Source organism: Agromyces aerolatus, assembly GCF_031432255.1.
Taxonomy (GTDB): Bacteria; Actinomycetota; Actinomycetes; order Actinomycetales; family Microbacteriaceae; genus Agromyces.
The window spans coordinates 359546-382477 of the sequence record NZ_JAVKGQ010000002.1 but is presented as its reverse complement, the minus strand read 5'-3'; the positions used below and the strand labels follow the sequence as shown (position 1 = coordinate 382477).

Sequence of the window (22932 nt, the reverse complement as noted above, 5' to 3'; positions counted from 1 at the left end):
CGACCAACCGCGCCACACCAACGAAAGCCGAGGAGACCGATGACCGACACCGCCATCAGCACCGAGACCGAGATCGAGTCGATCCGCCAGCTCAAGGCGCGCTATTTCCGCACGCTCGACACCAAGGACTGGGACGGCTTCAAGGCCGTCTTCACCGAGGACGCGGCGATCGGCCCGGTCGACAATGGCTTCACCGAGGAGCTCATCGCACTGCGCTCGGCCGAATCACGGGCGCCGGTCACGGCATCCGGCATCGACGCCTTCGTCGAGCGCGTCGCGACGAACATCGGGCCGCTGATCTCCACGCACCACGGCCACCAGCCCGAGATCGAGCTCACCTCGGAGGACGAGGCGACCGGCATCTGGGCGATGGAGGACGTGCTCGTGTGGCCCGCCGACGGCTACCGGCTCCGCGGGACCGGGCACTACTGGGAGACCTACCGCAAGGTCGACGGCGAGTGGAAGATCGCCTCGCTCAAACTGACCCGCCTGTACGTCTACGTCGAACGGATCGACCCGCTCGCCTGACCCCCGGCGCGCACGTGCGAGCCCGCACGGCGCGCACCGTGACCGACCCGCACTATGACCACTCGCACCATGACGAAGGAGTCACCGTGACAGATCATGCAGCGTTCGCCGAGAAGTACGGCCCGTGGGCCGTCGTCGTCGGCGGATCCGAAGGCATCGGCTCGGCGTTCGCGAACGAGCTCGCGCACCGCGGCATCAACCCGATCCTGGTCGCTCGCACGCAGGCCACGCTCGACGAGGCCGCGTCCGAGATCCGCGCCGCGAACCCCGGGGCCGAGGTGCGCACGCTCGCGGTCGACCTCTCGGTGCCGGAGGGCGCCGAGCAGGTCATCGCGGCGACCGAAGGGCTCGAGGTCGGCGCGCTCGTCTACAACGTCGGATCCGAGCCGAACTACGGCCAGTTCATCGAACACGACTGGGAGATGCTCGCGGGCCGGCTGCAGCGCAATTACGTGTCCAAGGCCCGCCTCGTCCACCACTTCGCGCGACTCATGGCGCCCCGCGGGCGCGGCGCGCTCGTGCTCATGGGCTCGGTGGCGGGCTTCGGCGGCTCGCCCGGGTTCGCCCTGTACGCCGCCAGCAAGGCGTTCAGCCACACGCTCGGCGAGGCGCTCTGGTTCGAGCTCGGCCAGCGTGGCATCGACGTCCTGACCCCGGTCGTGGGTCAGACGAACACCCCGACCATGGTCAAGGCCTACGGCCGGGTCGACGGCGCCGCCGAGCCCGCCGACATCGCCCGCGAGGCGCTCGACCAGGTCGCCGACGGCCCGATCTGGATCGAGGGCAAGGTGCAGGAGCTCGTGCAGGGCCGGATCGCCGCCGACCCCGCGGAGCGGGTCAGGACCATCGGCGAGCGCGCCGCACGCCTCGCGGCCGGCAACCCGGTGGGGGTGAGCTGACCGTGGCCTACGACGTCACCGCCGAGGAGCGGAATCAGATCAGCCAGGGACTCTACGCCTACTGCCGGGGCCTCGACCGATTCGACCGCGAGCTCGCGCTCTCGCCGTTCGCGACCGACGCCCGCCTCGTCTACAGCGGCATCTTCCAGGGCACCCCGGCCGAGTTCATGGACTGGATCTGGCCGATCCACGCGCGCATGCTCGTGCACGTCCACCGGGTCGTGAACATCTTCATCGAGCGCGACGGCGCGGGTGACCTGGTGAGCGAGTCGTACGTGCAGGTGCTGCTGCGCACGACGACCGACGACGGCGCGATCGTCGACAACCTCGGCAACGGGCGGTACATCGACCGCTGGGCCGAGCAGGACGGCCGGCTCGTGATCGTCGAGCGCGACTACGTCCGCGACGCGACCCGTGCCTACCCGCACGAGCAGCGGGATCTGTCGGCGGTGCGGCCCGAGTCGGGCGGCGGCGCCCTCACCTGGGCGCGCGACGAGACGGATGCCTCGTACCGATTGCTGCGGGCATGACCGCCGTGGCAGCGGGCGGCCGGACCGCGGGCGCGCAGGTCAGCGCCGACGAGCGCAACCAGATCGAGCAGGCGCTCGCCGCGTACTGCCGGGGCCTCGACCGGTTCGACCGGGAGGTCGCGCTCTCGCCGTTCGGCGAGGACGCGGTCCTGAACTACAGCGGGATCTACGTCGGTGACGCCCCCGGTTTCATGGACTGGGTCTGGCCCTTCCACGAGAAGCTCGAGCTGAACGCGCATCGCATCGCGAACGTGTTCATCGAGCGGAACCCGTCGGGCGAACTCGTCAGCGAGTCCTATGTCACCTCGCTGCTCCGTCGCCGCGACGGCGAGCGGTTCGTCGACCGGGTCGGGTACGGCCGCTACATCGACCGCTGGGCCGAGACCGGTGACGGTCGTCTCGTGATCGCCGAACGCGAGTACGTGAACGATCTCGTCACCGAGATGACGAACCCGGCCGAGACGGCCCGCGCGGTCGCCCCGGTCGACGGCGTCCCCGCGTTCGCGGCGAGCCGCGGCCCGGACGACGCGTCGTATCGGCTCCTCGCGGGCGCCGGCGTGCCGGCGTCCGCCGTGCGGGCGGGCCGGTGACGGCCGTGGAGGTCGGCTTCGTCGGCCTGGGCAGCATGGGCGCGCCCATGGCGCGGCGCATGGTCGAAGCCGGCCACACGGTGCGGGTCTACGCCCGGCGCCCCGAGAGCGCGGCCGCGGCCGCGGCGTGCGGGGCGATCCCGGTCGCGTCGGCCGCTGAGGCCGCGCGGGGCGCGGACGTCATGACGGTGTGCGTGTACACGACCGGGCAGGTTCGCGAGCTCTGCCTCGGCGAGGACGGGCTGATCGCCGCGATGAAGCCGGGCAGCACGCTGCTCGTGCACACCACGTGCCCGCCGGACACCATCGCCGAGCTCGTCGCGCTCGCCGCCGGACGCGGGGTGGCCGTCTCGGACGCGCCGCTCGACGGCCGGCCCGCCGACGTCGCCGCCGGGCGGACGAGAGTGCTGATGGGTGCCGACGCGGAGACCCGGAAGCGCGTCGTCCCGCTCGTCGAGACGTACGCGAACACGATCATCCACGTCGGCGACGTCGGCGCAGGCCAGCGCACCAAGATCCTGAACGTGCTGCTGACCGCGACGCAGACCGCGATGATCGCCGACGCGGCTCGGCTCGCCGGCCAGCTCGGCCTCGACCCGGCCGCGGCGCTCACGGCCGTCAACCAAACGGGGGTCACGAGCCGGCATCTGGAGTCCGCGTTGACGTTCGACGACGATCCGACGAGGCATGCCCAGATGGTCAGGCCGTTCGTGGTGAAGGACATCCTCAACTACGGCGACCTGTTCGATGGCCTCGACCTGGGACTGCTCGACGGCGTCGTGCGCGAGCTCATCGCGGCCGAGGATCAGAGCCTGAGCTCGCCCGCGTAGTACTCGAGCGCGTCGACCACGGCCGCCGCGTCGTGACCGGGCGCGCGGATCACGAACCAGTCGACGCCGATCTCGGCGAGCGACGCCACGAGGTCGCGGTGCTCGGCCACCGAGTGCTCGGCGAACATCACGCGGGAGTGCGGGGTCAGGGCCTGCACCACGACCTCGGCGTCCTCGCCGCGGAGCACGCGCGCACGGTTCCGGACCTCCCTGATGCCGGCGGCGAGCTGGTCGGCATCGGTGAGCGCGGTCGTGCCGATCGACGACGCACGGTCACCGCCGATGAACAGCGGACTCCATCCGCCGGTGCGCGCCGCGCGCTCCTTCGCGCGAGGGCCGTTGCCGCCGATCCAGAGCGGCGGTCCCCCGGGCTGCACGGGGGCCGGCCGGCTGACGATGTCCGCGGCCGTGAAACCGGATCCCGACCGAGTGACCGGCTCACCCGACCAGATCTCCGGCAGCAGCGCGAGCGTCTCGTCGAGCAGCGCGTTCCGTTCATCGAACGGGACGCCGAGCGCGTCGAACTCGGCGCGGAGGTATCCGGCGCCGACGACGGCGGTGAGCCTGCCGCGCGACAGCACGTCGATCGTCGAGAGCGCCTTCGCGAGCATGAATGGCCGATGGTAGGGCAGCACGACCAGGAAGCTCATGAGCCTGACCCGCTCGGTGATCGCGGCGCAATACGCGAGGGACCCGAGCAGGTCGAAGGTGAGGTGGCCGACCGCGCTGTCGAGCCAGGCCTGCGACGGCGCCGGGTGCTCGGTGAACGCCAGGGCGTCGTAGCCGAGGCGGTCCACCGCGCGCGCGATGGTGTCGACGTCGTCGGCGTCCGAGACGGCGGAGAGCGGGAACTCGACGGTGTACTTCACGGCGTGCACCGTCCGCTACCGCTGGCCCAGCGCCTCCGTCGAGGCGCGCGCTGAGCCGTAGTTGGCGGCTCGGTAGAAGTCGAAGAGGGCGGTGGTGTACCCGCCGTCGACGGTCAGCGACTGGCCCGTGATGTACGCCGAGTCCGGGCCGACGAGGAACGACACCGCGGATGCGATGTCGGCGGGGGCGCCGGCACGCCCGAGCGGGATGAGCGCCGAGTCGCGCGGCGCCTCGCCGTCGGCGAGCGCGTTCTGCATGCCCTCCGTCTGGATCGTGCCGGGCGCCACCGAGTTCACCCGGATCCCGCGATCGGCGTACTCGAGCGCCGCGAGCTTCGTGACGCCGTGTGCCGCGGCCTTCGAGGCCGAATACGCGCTCACGCCCGGCGACGCATGGTCCTGAGACATCGAGGTGATGTTCACGATCGCGCCGCCGCCGCCCGCGGCCAGCGCCGGCGCGAACGCGTTCGTCGTGAGGATCGGCCCCAGCACGTTGACGTGGAACAGCCGGTCGAAGTCCTCGACCCGGATCTCGCTGAATCCGAGCCACGGATAGATGCCGGCGCTGTTCACGAGCGCGTCGAGCTCGGGCACGAGTGCGGCCGCCGCGTCGACGCTCTCCGCGTCGCTCACGTCCAGCCGGATCGCGGTTCCGCCAAGGCGCGCCGCCGCCCGCTCGGCGAGCTCGGCCGAGTGGTCCGTCACGGTGACGTGGAAGCCGTCCGCCGCGAGACGTGTCGCGATTCCGAATCCGATGCCCTGCCCGGCACCGGTGATGAGCGCGTGCTTCGTCATTCTCGATCTCCTTCGATCGCTGGGTGGTCTGGTCGTGGTCGTCGTCGGCTCAGACGACGACGCGGTGTTCGCGCAGCGCGGCGATGTCGTCGCCGTCGTAGCCGAGCGTGCGCAGGATCTCGTCGGTGTGGCCGCCGTGCTCGGGTGCGGGCGTCCACTGCGAGGTGAGCTGCTTGCCGAACGCGAACGGCGAACCGGGCAGCGGGATGGTTCCGAGCCGGGGGTGGTCGACCTCGACGACGTAGCCGTTCGCGCGGGCCTGCTCATCGGCGAGGACCTGTTCGAAGTCCTGCACGGGCGCGAACAGGAGCCCCTTGGATCGCAGGTACGCGACCCACTCCGCGGCGGTGCGCTCGAGCATGAGCGGGTCGATCGCGGCGTACAGCGCCTCCTGCGACGCGCGGTCGTCGACGTCCCAGGGCGTCTCGCCGAGCGCGGGGGCCCCGATCGCTTCGGCGAAGGTCGGCCACAGCGCGCGGCCCGGGTTCGTCCCGACGACCCAGTGGTCGTCCTTGCACCGGTAGACCGAGAGCAGCGGCGTCTTCTGGATGCGGTCGTAGGTCACGATCGGCGTGGTGTCGAGCGCGGCCTGCCACAGCAGCTGCGCCGACCACAGCAGGGCGCCCGAGCCGTAGAGCGAGACATGCACGTCCTGCCCTTCTCCCCCGCTGCGCTCCCGCGCGAGCAGTGCGGTGATCGCGGCCTGCGCCGCGGTCTGCGCGGTGAGCTGGTCGACGACGACCACGGGCAGCGGCTGGGGCACCTCGTGGCCCGTCACGTAGAACATTCCGGCGAGGGCCTGACCGAGTGTGTCGAACGCGCCCTCCTGGGCCAGCGGGCCCTCCGACCCGAACCCCGACACATTGACGTGCACGAGACCCGGATTGACCGTGGCGAGGCTCTCGTAGTCGATCCCGAGCTTCCGTTTGGCACCGGGGCGCAGGTTCGTCAGGAAGACATCGGCTCGCTCGACGAGCCGATGCAGCACCTGGCGACCGCGGTCCGACGTGAGGTCGAGCGCGATGCCCCGCTTGTTGCGGTTGGACAGCTCGAACATGAGGCTCCAGCCCGGGGTGTCGATCGCCTGCGACTTCAGCGTGAGGGTGCCGCCCTCGCCCCGTTCCGGGTCGCCCTCGAGGCTCTCGACCTTGATGACCTCCGCTCCCAGATCTCCGAGGATCGCGCCGGCGCCCGGACCGGCATGCCAGACACCGACCTCGACGACGGTGATCCCGGCGAGGGGCCGGGCGGGGAGCCCGGTGGGAGCAGCAGCTTCGGTCATCGTTGAACCTCCTGACGTCCCGGGCGCCATCGTCCGGAACAGCAACATCTTAAGTATAGTTAGGATTAGGGTCGCAGCGACGAAGCGGACTCCGTGGACAGGAAGGTCAGACGATGACGCGCCGAACCGAACACATGGTCTTCGCGGCCTTCGCCTCCGCATCGACGACCAAGACCTCCCTGGGCGCGTGGATGCACCCGAGCACCGATCCGGGCTTCCTCAGCGCCGAGTACTACATCGGGCTCGCGCAGGAGCTCGAGCGCGGCGGCATCGACGTGCTGTTCTTCGACGATCGGCTCGCGATGCCCGCCGCCTACGGCTCCTCGACCGACCCGGCCGTCGAGCGCGGCTCGCGCGTCGTCAAGCTCGACCTCGTGTCGATCCTCGGTCTGCTCGCGGGGCATACGAGCCGCATCGGGCTCGGCGCGACCTACTCGACGACATACGGCGCGCCGTATCACGTGGCCCGGCAGTTCGCGACGCTCGACCACCTGTCGAAGGGGCGCGTGATCTGGAACATCGTGACGTCGCTCAACCACGACGAGGCCGAGAACTTCGGCACCGACTTCCTGAGTCCCGATCAGCGCTACGACCGCGCCGACGAGTTCCTCGAGATCGTCACGAAGCTCTGGGAGTCGTGGGAGGCGGACGCGATCGAGCTCGACCGCACGACGGGCAGGTTCGCCGACCCCGAGAAGGTCGCGCGCATCGACTTCACCGGTGAGTTCCTCTCGTCCCGAGGCCCGCTCACCGTGCCGCGCCCGCCGCAGGGGTGGCCCACCCTGCTCCAGGCCGGACAATCCGGACGGGGCCGGGCGTTCGCAGGCCGGTGGGCCGACCTGATCTTCACGACCGCGCACAGCCTCGAGGCCGCGCAGGGGCACTACGCCGATCAGCAGCGCGTGACCGAGGAGCAGGGACGGCCGGCGGCGGCCGCCAAGATCCTGCCGGCGGTCATGGTCATCGTCGGCGAGACCGAGGCCATCGCCGAGCAGAAGAACGAGTTCTTCAATGAGCTGAGCGACCCGATCGAGCAGCTCATCTTCCTCGCCGAGCAGGCCAACTTCGACTTCGAGCAGATCCCCATGGACGAGACTTTCGACGACGCCTGGCTCGAGCGCTTCACGGGCACCCGGGGAGCGGTCGAGGCGTTCGTGCGATCCGGTCGCGCACGATTCGGACCCGATGCGACGCTGCGCGAGATCGTGAAGGCGCGGTCGATGACCGCGGGCAATCGGTTCGTGGGCACACCAGCCCAGATCGCGGACACCCTCGAGGAGTGGTTCGACCAGTACGGCGCCGACGGCTTCGCCCTGATGCCGTCGGACACGCCGGGATCCTTCGAGGACTTCACCCGGCTCGTCATGCCCGAGCTCCGCCGACGCGGGCGTGTTCCCGAGCTCACGGACCCCGAGGGCACGCTCCGCGACCGCCTCGGCCTCGCCGACCGGACGCGCCGATGACGACGCCGCGAGCGACCTCGCGAGCGGCGCCGCGAGCGACCTCCGTGGCGGGTCCGTGAGCGAGGTCGATCTTCGCGTCGAGGACGGCATCGCGACGGTCACGATGAACCGGCCGGACCGCCTGAACGCGATGAACCCCGCGATGCGCGAGCAGCTCGTCGCGGTGTTCGACGAGACGGACGCCGACGACGCCGTCCGTGTCGTGGTGGTCACTGGCGCCGGCCGGGGATTCTGCGCCGGAGCGGACGTGAGCGCGGGCGGCGACGCCTTCGCCTACGAGCCGGACGATGTCAGGCTGCGCGACGGCGGCGGGCGGATCGTGCTGCGGATGTTCGCGTCGCTGAAGCCCGTCATCGCCGCGATCAACGGCCCGGCGGTCGGCTTCGGCGCCTCGTTCATCCTCCCGATGGACTTCCGCCTCGCGTCGACGACCGCGCGATTCGGCTTCGTCGCGGCCGCCCGCGGCATCGTTCCCGACGCCGTCTCGAGCTGGTTCCTGCCGAAGATCGTCGGGGTGCCCACGGCACTGGACTGGAGTCTCACCGCGCGCCTCTTCGACGCCGACGAGGCCATGAGCCGCGGCCTCGTGCGGAGCATCCACGAGCCCGACGCCCTGCTCGACGCCGCCTACGAGCTCGGCCACCGGATCGCCGCGGCCGCGGCGCCCGTGTCCGCCGCCGTGACCCGGCGCCTCATCTGGCGCATGGCCGGCAGCGACCACCCGATGCACACCCACCGGATCGACTCGGCAGCGATCACGGCGCTCGGCCGGACGGCCGATGCGGCGGAGGGCGTGAACGCGTGGCGCGAGAAGCGCGCCCCGGACTGGGCGCTCTCGCCGTGGACGGACCTGCCCGATCTGCCGTGGCCGGCCGAGCCGCGGTTCGAGGACCGCGCCGGCACCGAGCAGCGGGATCCGGACTGAGGGGCGCCATGGTCGACTCGCGGATCGTTCAGCTGGGGTTCGTCGTGACGGACCTGCGCGCCGCCGCGATGGAATGGACGCGCCGGTTCGGCATCGGCCCGTGGTTCTACTGGGAGCACCTGGGCGACCGCGCGTACCGGTTCCGCGGCGAGGCGAGCGCGCCGGACCTCTCCACGGCCATGGCCGACTGGAACGGCATCCAGATCCAGCTGGTCGAGCAGCACGACGACGCGCCGTCGCCCCACCGCGACTGGCTCGCGTCGCACGGCGGGGCGCCCGGGCTCAACCACCTCGCCGTGGCCGTGCCCGACTTCGAGGCCGAGGTCGCGCGTCGCTCCGAGGCCGGCGAGACCCCGCTCTCGGAGGCCGGTCAGCCCGTGAACAACGTCTTCTACCACTGGGGCGACTGGAACCTGCCGGCGATCGAGCTGAGCGAGCGCCGGCCGCCGTCGATCGTCCCGAGACTCTACGAGCTCGTGGCCGAGGCCGCCCGGGACTGGGACGGCAGCGAGCCATGGCGCCCGATGCCCGAGCTGGACTGAGCACTGGAGGACCGATGTCGGAAGTGGACTACACGTCGCTGATGCGGCTGGACGGCCGCGTCATCGCCGTCTTCGGGACCGGCGCCGGGATCGGCGGCGAGACCGTCCGCGCCCTCGCGGCGTTCGGGGCGCGCGTCGTGTGCCTGGATCTCGATGGCGCGGCGGCCGAGCAGGCCGCGGCTCGCGCCGGCACCGACGCGATGGCGCTGCGCGTGGACGTCTCCGAACCGGGCGCGATCGATCTCGCACTCGACGAGGTCACCCGGCGGTACGGCCGGCTCGACGGCGCGATCGACGTCATCGGCGCGGCGCTGTTCAAGCCCTTCACGAAGACGACGGACGACGAATGGGACCGGCAGTCGAGTCTGGTCGTCCGGCACGCGTTCCGGGTCCTCCGTGCTGCGGCGCCGCTGATCGAGCGCGCGGGTGGCGGATCGCTCGGGTTCGTGTCGTCGATCGCGGGGCTGCATGCGGCACCGTCGAACGGGACGTACGGCATGTTCAAGGCCGCGATGATGTCGATGGTGCGCTCAGCGGCCGTCGAGCTCGGCCCGGCCGGCATCCGCGTGAACTGCGTCGCGCCCGGCGCGACCCGGACGGCCCGCCTGCTCGCCACCCAGTCCCCCGAGATGCAGGAGCTCGCACGTCGCTCGACGCCCCTGCGCAAGGCGGCCGAGCCGAGCGACATCGCCGCCGCGCTCGCCTTCCTCGCCTCGCCCATGGCTGGGCATGTCACAGGTCAGACGCTCGTGATCGACGGGGGCGTGAGCCTCATGAACTGGCGTGAGCTCACGGCCGTGGGGATTCCGGAGGGCGCCGCGCCCTGACGCCCACTTCGTGCCGACCATTCCTCACAATGGTAGCTAAATTTGTAATGATTACCGGCTTATGCGAGACTTCCGCAGTACCCTGGAGCGCCTCCCCGACGACGGGGGCCCGACGACAAGGAAGTCTGCGTGACCCACACCAAGAATCTACTCGCCGCGCTCGGCGCCATCGGCGCGGCCGCCCTGCTCGCGGGATGCGCGGGCAGCACCGCATCGGGAACCACGTCGTCGGGCGAGGGTGACGACTGGAGCGCGATCGAACCCGTCGAGCTCACGGTCAGCAGCATCTTCCCCGCGTCGAGCACGGCGAGCATCCTGCTCGACGAGTGGATGACGGCCGTGACCGAGGCGACCGACGGCGCCGTCACGTTCGACTACTACGGCGACGGCACGCTCCACCCGGCACCGGAGGCGATCAGCGCGCTCACCTCAGGCCTGACCGACATCACGTTCGTCAGCAACGGCACGTTCCCCGACCAGCTGCCCATCTCGAACTGGGACGACGTCGTGGTGCAGTCGACGCTCAGCAGCTTCGGGTATCCGAACATGAACGTCGCCGGGCTCGCCCAGCAGGTCATCCACTACAGCGAGGGCAATGTGGCGCTGCCCGAGATGGAGGCCGCGGGCTTCACGCCGCTCCTCCCGATGCTCAGCGGGCCCGCGGCGCTCACCTGCTCGAAGCCGTTCGCGACCCCAGAGGACCTCGAGGGTCGGCAGGTCCGCGTCCCGAACGCGGTCGCGCAGGGCGAGAACGAGGCGCTCGGCATGGTGGGCGTCTTCACGCCCCCGAACGAGCAGTACGAGGCGCTGCAGCGCGGCGTCATCGACTGCGCCGTCAACGCCCCGACCACGGTCCTGAGCGGCGGCCTGCTCGAGGTCTCGCCGTACGTCGCCTTCACCAACAACGCGCCGAGCTCGGGCGCGAACTGGGTCATCTCCACGACGACGCTCGACTCGCTGCCGCCCCAGGTGCAGGAGATCCTGTTCGACACGCGCTACGACGCCTTCACGAACTTCGCGATCAACACACTCGACCAGTACAGCGAGATCGTGACCGACACCGAGGCGGCCGGCGGCGAGATCGTCGACGCCGCCGAGCTCAACCCCCTGATCGCGGAGTACTGGGCCGGCCGGCCGAGCCTCGCGAGCAGCGCTCCCTCGGGCATCGACGCGGAAGCTTCGATCGCCCTGACCGAGCGGGTGGCGAACGCCTGGTGGGACTTCTCGATCGACGAGCTGCAGGTGCCGGTCGACGACCCCGACATCCTCGACGTGCTGAACCGCGGCAGCGACATCATCGAGTGGGCGCCGTGGACCGAGGCGCTCACCGATCAGCTCGGCGCGGCGAAGTAGGGCACTCCGACGGGCGGTGACGCCCACGGACGCAGGCGCGAATGGCGCGGAACCGACCGGTTCCGCGCCATTCGCGGTTCCGCGCGCCGCACCTCGCACCGCCGCTCGCGACATTCCTAAAATTACAATCTTAAAAAGGATGTCGATTTTTGTAAGGACGGATGATAGATTTCCCATCACCGCCGATGCGGCGACCCGACCACGACAAAGGAGTCCTGTGGTGATTCGTACCAAGCGCGCACTCACAGCAGCAGCAACACTCAGTGCCATCGCCCTCCTCGCCGGCTGCTCCGCCGGCGACACCTCGTCGTCCGCCGAGGAGGCGACCGACACCGACGGCTTCGACTGGAGCAGCGTCGAGCCCGTCGAGCTCACGGTGAGCAGCATCTTCTCCCCCGGAGCGACCTCGACGAACCTCATCGAGGACTGGATGGAGGCGGTGACCGAGGGCACCGAGGGCAAGGTGACCTTCGACTACTACCCGAACGGCACGCTGCACCCGGCGCCCGAGGCGCTGTCCGCGCTGTCATCGGACCTGACCGACGTCACGTTCGTGAGCAACGGCTTCTTCCCCGACCAGCTCCCGGTCTCGAACTGGGACGACCTGGTGGTCCAACACGCCCTGAACGACTTCGGCTACCCGAACACCAACGTCGCGGGCATCGGCCAGCAGGTCATCCACTACGAGGGCGAGAGCCCCGCGCTCGACGAGATGCGCCAGGCGGGCTTCCTCCCGCTCATCCCGATGATCAGCGGGCCGGCCGCACTCACCTGCGGCACCGAGTTCCAGACACCGGCCGACCTCGAAGGCCGCCAGGTGCGCGTCGCCAACTCGGTCGCGCAGGGCGAGAACGAGGCGCTCGGCATGGTCGGCGTCTTCACGCCCCCGAACGAGCAGTACGAGGCGCTGCAGCGCGGCGTCATCGACTGCGCCGTCAACGCGGTCACCACGGTGCTCAGCGGCGGCCTGCTCGAGGTGTCCCCCTGGGTGACCTTCTTGAACACCGCGCCGACCTCGGGCGCCAACTGGGTCATCTCGACGGGCGCGTGGGACGGCCTCGCGCCCGAGATCCAGGAGGTCATGCGCGACGCGCGGTACGACGCCCTGGAGCGCTTCGCCAAGGACACGCTGGACCAGTACAACGAGATCGTCGGCGCGGCCGAGGAGGCCGGCGGCGGCATCGTGGATCCCGCCGAGCTGAACCCCGTGATCAACGAGTGGTGGGCCGAGCAGCCCGACCCGGCGACCCTCGCGCCCGACTCGGTCGAGGACGCGTCCGCCGACATCGAGCGGACCAACGCGATCGCGGATGCCTGGTGGGACTTCTCGATCGACACGCTCGGCGTCGAGACCGAGCACGGGGACATCCTCGAGTCCCTCGACCTCGGATCCGAGGTCGTGAGCGACTGGGGCGCCTGGACCGAGGCGCTCGCCGAGGGACTCGGCAAGCAGTAGCCCCTCACCAGCACGGCACCTCGGCGGTGCGGGACGCCTGCGTCCCGCACCGCCGATGTGCGTCAGCCCCGATCGGGTGCGTCAGCCCCGATCGGGTGCGTCAGCCCCGATCGGGTGCGTCGTAGCCCTCGCTCCACGGCCCGCCCGTCCACCTGACCCGCGCGACACGTGCCGAGATCCGCCACCCGCCCGGCGTGCGCCGCCACGTGTCGCGGTAGTCGCCGCTCCGCGGCAGCCCGTTGTGCTGGTCGATCGTCAGCCACTTGCTCAGCGATACGACCTCGCCGCCCTCGAGGAAGACCCATGCGTTCGCCAGGAGGTGGAACGGCGGATGCACCGAGTCGCCGAGCGCGAGGAACCCTTCGAGCTCGGCCAGCCCTCGGTACACCGGCCCGCCCACGCTCGTCACGTCGAACGTGGCCTCCGGCGCGAACACCTCCGCCAGCCCGGAACGGTCGCGCCCGTCCATCACATGGCCGTATCTGGCGAGCACCTGGGTGATCTCGAACCGATCCTCGACCGTGAGGGCGTCATGCAGAACTCGCAACTATCTCCGCCTTCGTTGTAATGAATGAAATCATTGATTCAGGTAGTGTGACTGACGCAACCCTAGCGTTGTCGCTCCAGGTGCCGTCGAGGACGACGGCACGCCCCTGAGGAGGTACTCGTGTCCCGCACCGACCACATGGTGTTCACCGCATTCGTCTCGGCATCCGTCACGAAGGGCGGCCTGACGTCCTGGATGCACCGTCGCGCCGATCGCGGCATCCTCGACGCCAAGTTCTACATCGACCTCGCACAGGGCCTCGAGCGCAGCGGCTTCGACCTCATGTTCTTCGACGACCGGCTGGCCATGCCGGCCGCCTACCAGGGATCCATCGACGAGACGATCACGCGTGGCTCGCGGGCCATCAAGCTCGACCTCATCACCATCCTGGGCATGCTCTCCGCACAGACCGAGCGGATCGGGCTGGGCGGCACGTACTCGACGACCTACACGTCGCCGTTCCACGTCGCGCGCAAGTTCGCCACGCTCGACCATCTGTCCGACGGCCGCGCCGTCTGGAACATCGTCACCTCGCTCAACGAGGACGAGGCGGCGAACTTCGGCACCGAGTACCTCAACCCCGATCAGCGCTATGACCGCGCCGACGAGTTCGTCGAGATCGTGACGCAGCTCTGGGAGTCGTGGGATGCGGACGCGCTCGAGATGGACCGCATCACCGGCCGGTTCGCGAAACCCGGGTCGGTGCACCGGATCGACTACCGGGGCGAGTTCCTCTCCTCGCGCGGTCCGCTGACCGTGCCGCGGCCGCCCCAGGGCTGGCCGACGCTCCTGCAGGCCGGGCAGTCGGGCCGGGGCCAGCAGTTCGCCGCGCACTGGGCCGACATCGTCTTCACCAGCCAGCACAACCTCGAGACGGCGGCCAAGTACTACGCCGGCATGCAGGAGCAGTTCGTCGCGGACGCCCGCCCGGCCGGGACCGTGAAGATCCTCCCCGCGGTGCTGCCGATCGTCGGCGAGACCGAAGACATCGCCAAGGCGAAGGAGGCGTACTTCGACTCGCTGTTCGAGCCGGGTGAGCAGCTGGTCACGCTGTCGGAGCAGGCGAACTTCGACTTCGCGAAGCTGCCGATGCACGAGCCGCTGACCGACGAGCTGCTCGAGTCGTTCACCGGCACGAAGGGATCGCTGCAGGGCTACGTCAAGGGCGCGCGCCTGAAGTTCGGCGAGGACGCGACGCTGGCCGATGTCATCGAGTCGCGCCGCAAGCAGGGCGGCGCCCGCTTCGTGGGCGACCCGGCCCAGGTCGCCGACGGTCTCGAGGACTGGTTCCAGGGCTACGGATGCGACGGCTTCGCCATCATGTCGACCGACATGCCCGGATCGTTCGAGGACTTCGGCCGGCTGGTGATGCCCGAGCTGCGCCGACGCGGACTCATCGGCGACGACCCGTCGCGGCAGGGCACGCTGCGCGAGCGGCTCGGGCTGCAGCAGCGAGGCTGACCCCGGCATGACGCAGCAGAAGCACGGACCGCTGAGCGGCGTCCGCGTCGTTGAGTTCGCAGGGCTCGCCCCGTCGCCGTACTCGGCGATGATCCTCAGCGACCTCGGCGCCGACGTCGTGCGCATCGACCGGCCGCCGACGGGCGACGAGCTCACCATGGACCCGAGGGTGAACCTGCTCAACCGGGGCAAGCGCTCGATCGCGCTCGACCTGCGTCAGGAGTCGGCGCGTGCCGTGGTGTTCGAGCTCATCCGGCAGAGCGACATCCTGATCGAAGGGTTCCGGCCCGGCGTCATGGAGCGGCTCGGGTTCGGCCCCGACGAGGCGCTCGCGGTCAACCCGCGCCTCGTCTACGGGCGGATGACGGGGTGGGGACAGGACGGCCCGTACGCCATGGCCGCCGGCCACGACATCGCGTACGTCGCCCTGACGGGCACGCTGCATGCGATCGGCGACGAGGATCCCGTGATCCCGCTGAACCTCGTCGGCGACTTCGGCGGCGGCGGCGCGTTCCTCACGATCGGCGTGCTCGCGGCCCTGCACGAAGCCCGCACCACGGGAGCCGGTCAGGTCGTCGACGCCGCGATGGTCGACGGCGCGGCGAGCCTCGCGACCATCATCTACTCGCTGCTGAACGCGGGCCGCTGGGAGGACCGCCGCCGCTCGAACCTCCTCGACGGCGGGACGCCCTTTTACGCGGTCTACCGCACGGCCGATGACCGGCACGTCGCCGTCGGCGCGATCGAGCCGAAGTTCTTCGCCGAGTTCGTCGCGGGACTCGGCGTCGCGATCACGCCGTCCGCGCAATACGACCGCGCGGGGTGGCCGGCCATGCGCGAGCGCATCGCCGAGCGGATCGCCCAGCGCACGCAGGCCGAATGGGTCGCGACGTTCGACGGCACCGACGCCTGCGTCTCCCCCGTGCTCTCGCTCCGGGACGCGCCCACCGACCCGCACGTCCGCGAGCGCGGCACGCTCATCGAGACCGACGGCGCCATCCAGCCGGGCGTCGCACCGCGTTTCCCCGCGCACGACCTGGTCCCCCCGCCGCCCGGGAGCTCGCCGCTTCCCGGCGCGCAGACGCGCGACGTCCTCGCCGAGCTCGGCTTCGAGGACGTCGACGAGCTCATCGCCGCAGGCGTCGCCGTCCAGGCCGACGGCGGCGGATCCGCACCCTCGATCGCAGGAGCATCCGAATGACCAGACAGCTGCACCTCAACACGTTCGTCAACGCCGTGGGTCACCACGAGGCCGCCTGGCGCCTCCCCGGCGCCGTGCCGAACTGGAACCTCGACATCGAGCACTACAAGAATCTCGCGCGCATCGCCGAGCGCGGCCTGCTGGACTCGGTCTTCTTCGCCGACATCCAGGGCCTCATCTCGAGCCCGAGTCGGCGACCGGGCGAGATGCTCGACCCGGTGGTGAAGCTCACGGCGCTCGCGGGGGCGACCGAGCGGATCGGCCTGATCGGCACCGCATCGACCACGTTCGACGACCCGTTCAACCTCGCCCGCCGGTTCGCCTCGGCCGACCTGGTGAGCGGAGGGCGGGTCGGCTGGAACGTGGTGACGAGCATCGCGAAGGAGATCGGCCCGAACTTCGGCGTCAGCGAGTTCCCGACCCCCGAGGAGCGCTACGAGCGGGCCGACGAGTTCCTCGACGTCGTGCTCAAGCTCTGGGACAGCTGGGAGGCGGATGCCCTCGTGGTCGACAAGGCGCGAGGCGTCTATGCCGACCCCGCCAAGGTCCACCGCATCGATCACGTCGGCCGCTACTTCTCGGTGCAGGGGCCGTCGCTGCTGCCGCCGACCCCACAGGGCAGGCCCGTCATCGTGCAGGCCGGCTCGTCGGGCCCGGGCATCGCCTTCGCCGCGAAGTACGCCGAGGCCGTCTTCACCGCGCAGGGCACCATCGAGGAGGGTCGCGCGTTCTACGCGAACCTCAAGTCGCAGGCCGCGGGGAACGGCCGCAACCCCGACCACGTGATCGTGCTCCCCGGCATCGTCACGGTGATCGGCGGCACCGAGGCTGAGGCCCAGGCGAAGGCCCGCGAGCTCGACGAGCTCATCGTGCTCGACCACGCGCACGCGCAGCTCGCCGAACAGACCGGGCTCCCGATCGAGAGGCTCCCGCTCGACCGGGAGCTGCCCGACGACATCCGTCGCCCCGAAGACATCGTCGACGGGCGCAGCCGGTACGAGATCACCGTGGAGATGGCGCGCCGCGAGCGTCTGACCGTGCGCGAGCTGCTCATCCGCCTGAACGGCAGCCGCGGCCACCAGAAGCTCGTCGGCACGCCCGAGCAGATCGCCGACGTCATCGAGACGTGGTTCACGACGGGGGCGTCCGACGGCTTCAACGTCATGCCGGCCACCTTCCCCGACGGGCTCGAGGACTTCGTCGACCACGTCGTGCCGATCCTGCGCGGTCGCGGACTGTTCCGCAGCGCATACGAGGCGACCACGCTGCGCGGCCACTACGGCCTGCCGGCGCCGGAACCGACACGAGGCCCGGCCGCCACGGTCGCGGCCGCGCGCTGACCCCGAGGGGAATCGCACGATGGGACGCATGAGCGGCAAGGTCGCGATCGTCACCGGCGGCGCGCGCGGTCTCGGCGGCGCAGCCGCATCCGCCCTGGCCGCAGAGGGCGCCAGCGTGGTGATCGCCGACGTGCTCGTCGATGCGGGCGCCGCAAAGGTCGACGAGATCACGGCCGGCGGCGGGACCGCCCGGTTCTCGGAACTGGATGTGCGCGACGCCGAGGCGTGGCACCGGGTGGTGGACGAGACCGTGGGCGCGCTCGGCGGGCTCGACGTCCTGGTGAACAATGCGGGCATCGCGCTCCCGCGAACGATCGAGCAGGCGACCCTCGACGAGTTCAGGCACGTCATGGACATCAACCTCTACGGCCCGTTCCTGGGCGTCCAGGCCGCGCTGCCGGCCCTCAAGGCGCGGGGTTCGGGTTCGATCGTGAACGTGTCCAGCAACTCCACCGAGATGATCGTGCCGACCACCACGTATTACGCGGCGAGCAAGGCCGCCCTCGCGAACCTGACGAAGACGACCGCCGTGCATCTGGCGACCCAGGGCACCGGGATCAGGGTGAACTCCGTCCACCCGGGACCGCACGCGACCGACATGCTCGCGAACCCCGAGGTCGCGCGGATGCCGCACATCCAGCGGATGCGCGAGACCATCCCGCTCGGGCGGTTCGGGCGCCCCGAGGAGTTCGGCCAGCTCGTGGTGTTCCTCGCCTCGGACGAGAGCAGCTACATCACCGCCGCCGAGTTCTTCATCGACGGCGGGCTCACGCGGGTCTCATACGCGAACGAACGCGCCGAGGGATGAGCGCGCCGATCGCGTTCGAGCCCGATCGCCCGATCCGGGTGGGCATCATCGGCGCGTCCGCCGACGGGTGGGGTCGCCTCGCGCACCTGCCGGCGATCGCGACGATCCCCGGGCTCGAGGTCACCGCGGTGAGCACCACCCGCATGGCGTCGGCCCGGGCGACCGCTGACGAGTTCGGCGTCCCCGAGGCCTATGACACCCCGGATGCGCTGATCGGGTCCCAGTCGGTCGACCTCGTGATCGTCGCCGTGCGCGTCGAGCACCACTTCGAGCTGCTGTCGAAGATCGCGGAGGCCGGCAAGCCCGTCTACAGCGAGTGGCCCTCGGGTTCGAACCTCGAGCAGACCCGGCGGCTGCGCGACGCGTTCGCCTCGGCGGGGGTGACCGCGGTCACCGGCCTGCAGGCCCGATCGACGCCGGGCCTGAGATACCTCCGGGACCTCGTGGACGACGGCTACGTCGGACGCGTGCTCTCGACCACGCTCCTGGGCGCCGGCGCGCCGTGGGGCGAGGTCGTCGCGGCGCGCAACGCCTACCTTCAGGACGATGCGCTCGGCGGCACGATGGAGACGATCCCGTTCGGCCACTCGATCGACGGCATCTGCCATGTGCTCGGCGAGTTCGCGTCGATCTCCGCGATGAGCGCGATCCAGCGCCCGACGGTGCGCGTGGAGGGCACCGACGAGACGGTCGCCAAGACCACACCCGACCAGCTGCTGGTCGCGGGCCGGCTCGAGACCGGGGTGATGCTCTCGGCCCACTATCGTGGCGGACCGACCGCGGGCACGACGTTCCACTGGGAGATCAACGGCACCGACGGCGCCCTGGTCGTGACCGCGCAGACCAGCCTGCAGCTCAGTCCCCTGACGATCCGCGGCGCCACGGCGGGCGAGGACCGGCTCCGTGAGCTCGAGATCCCGGCCTCGTACGTGCACACCGATCCGTCGCTCTCCTACCCCGCGGCCACGGTCGCCGAGGCGCTCCTCGTGCTCGAGCACGACCTCAGGCACGGCACTCGGCTCGCGCCCACGTTCGACGACGCGGTCGCCCGCAAGGAGCAGCTGGCCGCGCTTCGGCGCGCCGCCGACACCGGGATCACGCAGCACCTGGTCTGACGGCCCGGTGCCGCGTCACGACGCGACGGCGACCCGGACCTCGATCTCGTCGAACGGCGTCGCGGCGGCATAGACCTCGTCGAACAGCTCGACCGCGTCCGCCGCGAGCCGCGTGCCGAGCAGCAGCGTCGCCACGCCGTCGGCGACGCCGGCCTGCGTCACCTGGACGTCGACGAGCTCGCGGGCTCCGCCGCGAGCGCCGGTCAGGACCGTTCCGGTGCCCGCCGAGCACCGCAGCTCGAGCTCGCCGAGCCGCACGTCGATCATGCCGGCGTGTCCGAGGAACCGGACCGCGCCGGCGAACCGGATCTGCGCGTCGAGCGCTTCGGGGTCGAACCGTTCCACGGCTTCGACGGGGAAGTAGAAGCGCCCGTCCGGGAGCGAGCCCGCACCGCCGTCGGGGATCTCGGTGCCGTGCGCGACGCGCTGCACGTACCGGCGGAAGCTCGAACGGATCCCCCACGCGAGCCCCGTGGTCTCGACGGTGCTGCTCACCGGCATGGACGGCGGGGTGGCGGTCAGGAGGTTTCCACGAGCCGGAGCGCGTTCACGGGGCATCCGCTGACCGCGCTGCGCACCCGCTCGAGCTCGGCCTCGGGCACCGGAGTCGTCTCGTCGACCTCGAGCTCGCCATCGTCGTTCAGCACGAACACTTCGGGCGCGAGGCCCTCGCAAATGCCGAGACTGACGCACTTGTCCCGATCCACGACAATCTTCATCGATGTGCCCTCTCACGAACTGGCGGTGCGGCGACGAAACGGCCACTGCGATGTGGCGGTGCACCAAGTGCGTCAATAGTATCAAACATAACCATAATGCGCCGACGAGGAGGTCCCGTGGCTGAGTCAGGATCCGGAGCACGAACGGACGAAGGGCGGCGCCCGAGGGTCGCGGTCATCCACGACTACCTCGGCATCGCCGAGCGGTTCGCCGACTGGTCGCCCGTGGAGGCCCTCGCCGACGTCGACTTCATCTCGGCCCCGCTCACCGATGAGGACGCCGTCGTCGAGGCGCTCGCCGACTACGACGTGATCAGCGCGATGCGCGAGCGGCTGCCGCTGACCGCGACGCTCATGGACCGCCTGCCGCGACTGCGGTGCTTCGTCGCGACCTCGCAGTCCAACCGGGCGATCGACTTCGCCGCGGCGAAGGAGCGCGGGATCGAGGTCGCCGCGACGGCGAACGGGTCGCACGCCCGCGTGGCCACGGCCGAGCTGACCTGGGGCCTCATCATCGCCGCCACCCGAGGGATCGTGGCCGAGGACCGCGCGATCCGCGCGGGCCGGTGGCAGACCGGCGCGTTCCCCGCGCTCTACGGCCGCACGATCGGCATCGTGGGCCTCGGTGGGACGGGCCGGTACCTCGCCCGGTTCGCGCGTGAGTTCGGCATGCACGTGCTCGCCTACAGCCCGCACCTCTCGGAGATGGACGCCGTCGAGAGCGGGGCCGAGGCGGTCGGACTCGACGAGCTGCTCGAGCGCAGCGACGTCGTCACGCTCCATCTCGTGCTCTCCGAGTCCACGCGCCACCTCATCGACGCGCGCGGCATCGCCCGCATGAAGCCGTCGGCGGTGCTCGTGAACACCTCGCGCGGGCCGATCGTCGACGAGGCCGCGCTGATCGAGGCGCTCCGCGACCGGCGCATCGCGGGCGCAGCGCTCGACGTGTTCGACGTCGAGCCGCTCCCCGCGGGGCATCCGCTCACCCAGCTCGACAATGTCGTGCTCAGCCCGCACGCCGCCGGGTTCACCGAGGAGACGTACCGGGTCTGGTACGAGGGCAGCGCCGAGGCGGTGCTCGCCTTCCTCGAAGGCCGGGACATCCCGCTCCGCCATCGCACCTCATGATCCGCACGGCAGCGGCGAACCCGGTCCGGATCGGCCTCGAAGGGTTCACCTTCCCCGACCTCGACGCGTTCGCGCTCGTGGACCTGGCCGCGGGCGCCCGCTACGCCTTCGCTGGCGTCCGGCTCGTGGACCCCGCGACGAACACGCCGACGCTCCCGGCCGACCAGGCGCACCGGCTCCGCGAGCACGCGATCCGTCGCGGCATCACCCTGTTCGGCGCGGACCTCGTCGATCTCGAGGGACCCCGCGACGGATGGGCCGACGTGTTCGCCGTCCTCGCCGCCGCGGGCGTGACCCGGTTCAGTGCGATCCACCGCGGAGCTGACCTGCGCGCGGCGAGCCGGCGCTTCGCCGAGCTCGTCGCCCGCGCGCGCGAGTACGGCCTCACCCCGCATCTCGAGCCGGTGTCGTACTTCGGCATCGACTCGATCGGCACGGTCGCCGACCTCGTCGCGCACGCCGGAGGCGGCGGGCTCACGCTCGACACGCTCCACTTCGGGCGCCGCGGCGACGATCTCGACCGGCTCGCCGAGCTCGCGGCGGGCACCCCGGTCTGGCTCCAGGTGTGCGACGCCCCGGCGCTGGACGAGCTGGTCCCGGCCGGCGCGACCGCAGACGAGCGGCTCGCGGCGCTCCGTCACGAGAGCATCGCCGCCCGTCTGGCTCCCGGAGCGGGCGTGTGCGACGTCGCCGCGATCGTCCGCACGGTGCGCGACGCGGCCCCCTTCCGCGAGCTCGTCGTCATGGTCGAGGTCCCCGATCACGAGCGAGTGCGTCGCATCGGAGCATCCGCCCATGCCGTGGCCTGCCGGGACGCGGCCGACGCGCTCATCGCGCGTGTGACCGTGCCCGAGGAGCGACCGTGACCGGGCACGCACCGCCCGGCCCGACCGGGCCGATCGACGGGCCGATCGACGTCGGCGTCGGCCACGCGCTGATCACGCTCGTGTCGCCGCGCACAGGCCACGAGCGCGCGTACAACCGGTGGTACGAGGACGATCATTTCTGGGCCGGAGGCCTCTACTGCCCGTGGATCTTCGCGGGCCGGCGATGGACCGCGACGCGCGAGCTCACCGCACTCCGCTCCCCCGAGCGCACGCCCGTGACCGACGACGTCCGCGACGGCTCGTATCTCACGACGTACTGGATCGCGCCCGGCCGGCTGCAGGAGACGACCGACTGGCTCGCGGGCATGAACGCGCGCCTCGGCGAGGCCGGCCGCATCTTCGCCGAGCGCGACCACGTCTACACGTCGTTCACGGACCATGCGGGCACCGTCTACCGCGATGCCGCCGTGCCGCGCGACGTCTTCAGCCTCATGGACCCCGCGCCGGGCCTCGTGCTGGGGCTCGTCGACGCGCCGTCCGCGGAGGCCCGGCCCGGGCTCGAGCGGTGGCTGCTCGACGACCATCTGCCCGGCAGCCTGGCCCGCATGGGGCACGCGAGCTCAGCGATGGTGTTCCGCACGAACCCGCCCGATCCGCGACTCAGGCCGGACGTGCTGGCCGGCCTGGCCCGCGTCGCGGGCAACGGAGGCCGGCTCACCGTGCTCTGGTTCCTCGACGAGGAGCCGTCAGCGAACTGGGACGGACGATTCGGGGGGCTCGGCGACGAGCTCGCCGCGGGCGGCGGCGAACTGACGCTGCTCGCGCCGTTCATCCCGAGCGTCATGGGCACCGACACGTACGCCGACGTCATCCGCCCCCAGGGCGGATGACGTCGGC

At 70.9% G+C, this 22932-nt stretch carries 25 protein-coding genes; 19 read left to right on the top strand and 6 right to left on the bottom strand.

Translation table 11 applies throughout. The features are described from left to right. Positions 1 to 39 precede the first annotated feature (39 nt). The 5 genes from RH864_RS04700 (at position 40) to RH864_RS04680 (ending at position 3377) form a co-directional block, all read left to right on the top strand. Positions 40 to 528, top strand: coding sequence for a nuclear transport factor 2 family protein (locus RH864_RS04700; protein WP_310516358.1), 489 nt, complete (start codon positions 40 to 42; stop codon positions 526 to 528). A gap of 86 nt (positions 529 to 614) precedes the next feature. Then, complete coding sequence (locus RH864_RS04695) at positions 615 to 1427, top strand: SDR family NAD(P)-dependent oxidoreductase (protein WP_310516357.1); 813 nt, start codon at positions 615 to 617, stop codon at positions 1425 to 1427. A gap of 2 nt (positions 1428 to 1429) precedes the next feature. Then, a complete protein-coding gene (locus tag RH864_RS04690; RefSeq protein WP_310516356.1) occupies positions 1430 to 1957 on the top strand; it encodes a nuclear transport factor 2 family protein in 528 nt (175 codons plus the stop codon). Next, positions 1954 to 2547 carry a nuclear transport factor 2 family protein gene (locus RH864_RS04685; RefSeq protein WP_310516355.1) on the top strand — a complete coding sequence of 198 codons (594 nt, stop codon included), beginning with the start codon at positions 1954 to 1956 and terminating at the stop codon, positions 2545 to 2547. The genes RH864_RS04690 and RH864_RS04685 overlap by 4 nt, the downstream gene beginning before the upstream one ends. After that, complete coding sequence (locus RH864_RS04680; RefSeq protein ID WP_310516354.1) at positions 2544 to 3377, top strand: NAD(P)-dependent oxidoreductase; 834 nt, start codon at positions 2544 to 2546, stop codon at positions 3375 to 3377. The genes RH864_RS04685 and RH864_RS04680 overlap by 4 nt, the downstream gene beginning before the upstream one ends. Here RH864_RS04680 and RH864_RS04675 read toward each other — a convergent pair. From RH864_RS04675 to RH864_RS04665, 3 genes are read right to left on the bottom strand one after another with little or no spacing between them, the layout of a single operon-like run. After that, positions 3353 to 4246 (bottom strand): TIGR03619 family F420-dependent LLM class oxidoreductase, encoded by an 894-nt coding sequence (locus RH864_RS04675; protein WP_310516353.1) that lies wholly within the window; start codon positions 4244 to 4246, stop codon positions 3353 to 3355. The two genes, RH864_RS04680 and RH864_RS04675, sit on opposite strands and share 25 nt — an antisense overlap. A 15-nt stretch (positions 4247 to 4261) precedes the next feature. Next, positions 4262 to 5041: an SDR family NAD(P)-dependent oxidoreductase gene (locus tag RH864_RS04670; protein ID WP_310516352.1), complete on the bottom strand. Its 780-nt coding sequence runs from the start codon at positions 5039 to 5041 to the stop codon at positions 4262 to 4264. A gap of 49 nt (positions 5042 to 5090) precedes the next feature. Next, on the bottom strand, positions 5091 to 6323 hold the full coding sequence (locus tag RH864_RS04665; RefSeq protein ID WP_310516351.1) for a CaiB/BaiF CoA transferase family protein: 1233 nt from the start codon (positions 6321 to 6323) through the stop codon (positions 5091 to 5093). Positions 6324 to 6436: 113 nt separating this feature from the next. Between RH864_RS04665 and RH864_RS04660 the strand changes: the two genes are divergently transcribed. From RH864_RS04660 to dctP, 6 genes are all read left to right on the top strand, one after another. Beyond that, positions 6437 to 7786: an NtaA/DmoA family FMN-dependent monooxygenase gene (locus RH864_RS04660; RefSeq protein WP_310516350.1), complete on the top strand. Its 1350-nt coding sequence runs from the start codon at positions 6437 to 6439 to the stop codon at positions 7784 to 7786. Positions 7787 to 7841: 55 nt separating this feature from the next. Beyond that, entirely contained in the window at positions 7842 to 8711 is an 870-nt protein-coding gene (locus RH864_RS04655; protein ID WP_310516349.1) for an enoyl-CoA hydratase-related protein, read from the top strand. An 8-nt stretch (positions 8712 to 8719) separates the two neighbouring features. Next, a complete protein-coding gene (locus tag RH864_RS04650) occupies positions 8720 to 9253 on the top strand; it encodes a VOC family protein (RefSeq protein ID WP_310516348.1) in 534 nt (177 codons plus the stop codon). Between the two features lie 14 nt (positions 9254 to 9267). Then, the gene (locus RH864_RS04645) at positions 9268 to 10080 is read left to right on the top strand and encodes an SDR family NAD(P)-dependent oxidoreductase (protein ID WP_310516347.1); all 813 of its coding nucleotides are present in this window, start codon (positions 9268 to 9270) and stop codon (positions 10078 to 10080) included. A gap of 129 nt (positions 10081 to 10209) precedes the next feature. Further along, a complete protein-coding gene (locus RH864_RS04640; RefSeq protein ID WP_310516346.1) occupies positions 10210 to 11433 on the top strand; it encodes a TRAP transporter substrate-binding protein in 1224 nt (407 codons plus the stop codon). Between the two features lie 217 nt (positions 11434 to 11650). After that, entirely contained in the window at positions 11651 to 12889 is a 1239-nt protein-coding gene (gene dctP / locus RH864_RS04635) for a TRAP transporter substrate-binding protein DctP (protein ID WP_310516345.1), read from the top strand. Between the two features lie 100 nt (positions 12890 to 12989). Here dctP and RH864_RS04630 read toward each other — a convergent pair whose 3' ends face one another. Further along, positions 12990 to 13436, bottom strand: coding sequence for a nuclear transport factor 2 family protein (locus RH864_RS04630; RefSeq protein ID WP_310516344.1), 447 nt, complete (start codon positions 13434 to 13436; stop codon positions 12990 to 12992). Between the two features lie 120 nt (positions 13437 to 13556). Between RH864_RS04630 and RH864_RS04625 the strand changes: the two genes are divergently transcribed. Genes RH864_RS04625 through RH864_RS04605 form a run of 5 tightly spaced genes read left to right on the top strand, consistent with a single transcriptional unit; the run spans position 13557 to position 19361 of the window. Beyond that, positions 13557 to 14897 (top strand): NtaA/DmoA family FMN-dependent monooxygenase, encoded by a 1341-nt coding sequence (locus RH864_RS04625; protein ID WP_310516343.1) that lies wholly within the window; start codon positions 13557 to 13559, stop codon positions 14895 to 14897. 7 nt (positions 14898 to 14904) lie between these two features. After that, positions 14905 to 16098, top strand: a complete 1194-nt coding sequence (locus tag RH864_RS04620; protein ID WP_310516342.1) for a CaiB/BaiF CoA transferase family protein — start codon at positions 14905 to 14907, stop codon at positions 16096 to 16098. Continuing rightward, positions 16095 to 17438: an LLM class flavin-dependent oxidoreductase gene (locus RH864_RS04615; protein WP_310516341.1), complete on the top strand. Its 1344-nt coding sequence runs from the start codon at positions 16095 to 16097 to the stop codon at positions 17436 to 17438. Before RH864_RS04620 ends, RH864_RS04615 begins: the two co-directional genes overlap by 4 nt. A 28-nt stretch (positions 17439 to 17466) precedes the next feature. After that, complete coding sequence (locus RH864_RS04610) at positions 17467 to 18246, top strand: SDR family NAD(P)-dependent oxidoreductase (protein WP_310516340.1); 780 nt, start codon at positions 17467 to 17469, stop codon at positions 18244 to 18246. Further along, positions 18243 to 19361 (top strand): Gfo/Idh/MocA family protein, encoded by a 1119-nt coding sequence (locus tag RH864_RS04605; RefSeq protein ID WP_310516339.1) that lies wholly within the window; start codon positions 18243 to 18245, stop codon positions 19359 to 19361. The genes RH864_RS04610 and RH864_RS04605 overlap by 4 nt, the downstream gene beginning before the upstream one ends. Positions 19362 to 19376: 15 nt before the next feature. Here the strand turns inward: RH864_RS04605 and RH864_RS04600 are convergent, their stop codons facing one another. Beyond that, positions 19377 to 19862: an HtaA domain-containing protein gene (locus tag RH864_RS04600; protein WP_310516338.1), complete on the bottom strand. Its 486-nt coding sequence runs from the start codon at positions 19860 to 19862 to the stop codon at positions 19377 to 19379. 17 nt (positions 19863 to 19879) lie between these two features. Then, entirely contained in the window at positions 19880 to 20080 is a 201-nt protein-coding gene (locus RH864_RS04595; RefSeq protein WP_310516337.1) for a ferredoxin, read from the bottom strand. Positions 20081 to 20197: 117 nt separating this feature from the next. On the opposite strand from RH864_RS04595, the gene RH864_RS04590 reads away from it, so the two are divergent. From RH864_RS04590 to RH864_RS04580, 3 genes are read left to right on the top strand one after another with little or no spacing between them, the layout of a single operon-like run. Then, on the top strand, positions 20198 to 21208 hold the full coding sequence (locus RH864_RS04590) for a D-2-hydroxyacid dehydrogenase family protein (RefSeq protein ID WP_310516336.1): 1011 nt from the start codon (positions 20198 to 20200) through the stop codon (positions 21206 to 21208). After that, positions 21205 to 22074 (top strand): sugar phosphate isomerase/epimerase family protein, encoded by an 870-nt coding sequence (locus RH864_RS04585; protein WP_310516335.1) that lies wholly within the window; start codon positions 21205 to 21207, stop codon positions 22072 to 22074. The genes RH864_RS04590 and RH864_RS04585 overlap by 4 nt, the downstream gene beginning before the upstream one ends. Next, entirely contained in the window at positions 22071 to 22925 is an 855-nt protein-coding gene (locus RH864_RS04580; RefSeq protein WP_310516334.1) for a hypothetical protein, read from the top strand. The genes RH864_RS04585 and RH864_RS04580 overlap by 4 nt, the downstream gene beginning before the upstream one ends. Positions 22926 to 22932: the final 7 nt, after the last annotated feature.

Coding starts and splice junctions, on each gene's coding strand:
- RH864_RS04700 (WP_310516358.1), top strand. CDS start 40: ATGACCGACACCGCCATCAGCACCGAGACCGAGATCGAGTCGATCCGC.
- RH864_RS04685 (WP_310516355.1), top strand. CDS start 1,954: ATGACCGCCGTGGCAGCGGGCGGCCGGACCGCGGGCGCGCAGGTCAGC.
- RH864_RS04670 (WP_310516352.1), bottom strand. CDS start 5,041: ATGACGAAGCACGCGCTCATCACCGGTGCCGGGCAGGGCATCGGATTC.
- RH864_RS04665 (WP_310516351.1), bottom strand. CDS start 6,323: ATGACCGAAGCTGCTGCTCCCACCGGGCTCCCCGCCCGGCCCCTCGCC.
- RH864_RS04660 (WP_310516350.1), top strand. CDS start 6,437: ATGACGCGCCGAACCGAACACATGGTCTTCGCGGCCTTCGCCTCCGCA.
- RH864_RS04650 (WP_310516348.1), top strand. CDS start 8,720: ATGGTCGACTCGCGGATCGTTCAGCTGGGGTTCGTCGTGACGGACCTG.
- RH864_RS04645 (WP_310516347.1), top strand. CDS start 9,268: ATGTCGGAAGTGGACTACACGTCGCTGATGCGGCTGGACGGCCGCGTC.
- RH864_RS04620 (WP_310516342.1), top strand. CDS start 14,905: ATGACGCAGCAGAAGCACGGACCGCTGAGCGGCGTCCGCGTCGTTGAG.
- RH864_RS04615 (WP_310516341.1), top strand. CDS start 16,095: ATGACCAGACAGCTGCACCTCAACACGTTCGTCAACGCCGTGGGTCAC.
- RH864_RS04610 (WP_310516340.1), top strand. CDS start 17,467: ATGAGCGGCAAGGTCGCGATCGTCACCGGCGGCGCGCGCGGTCTCGGC.
- RH864_RS04605 (WP_310516339.1), top strand. CDS start 18,243: ATGAGCGCGCCGATCGCGTTCGAGCCCGATCGCCCGATCCGGGTGGGC.
- RH864_RS04600 (WP_310516338.1), bottom strand. CDS start 19,862: ATGCCGGTGAGCAGCACCGTCGAGACCACGGGGCTCGCGTGGGGGATC.
- RH864_RS04595 (WP_310516337.1), bottom strand. CDS start 20,080: ATGAAGATTGTCGTGGATCGGGACAAGTGCGTCAGTCTCGGCATTTGC.
- RH864_RS04585 (WP_310516335.1), top strand. CDS start 21,205: ATGATCCGCACGGCAGCGGCGAACCCGGTCCGGATCGGCCTCGAAGGG.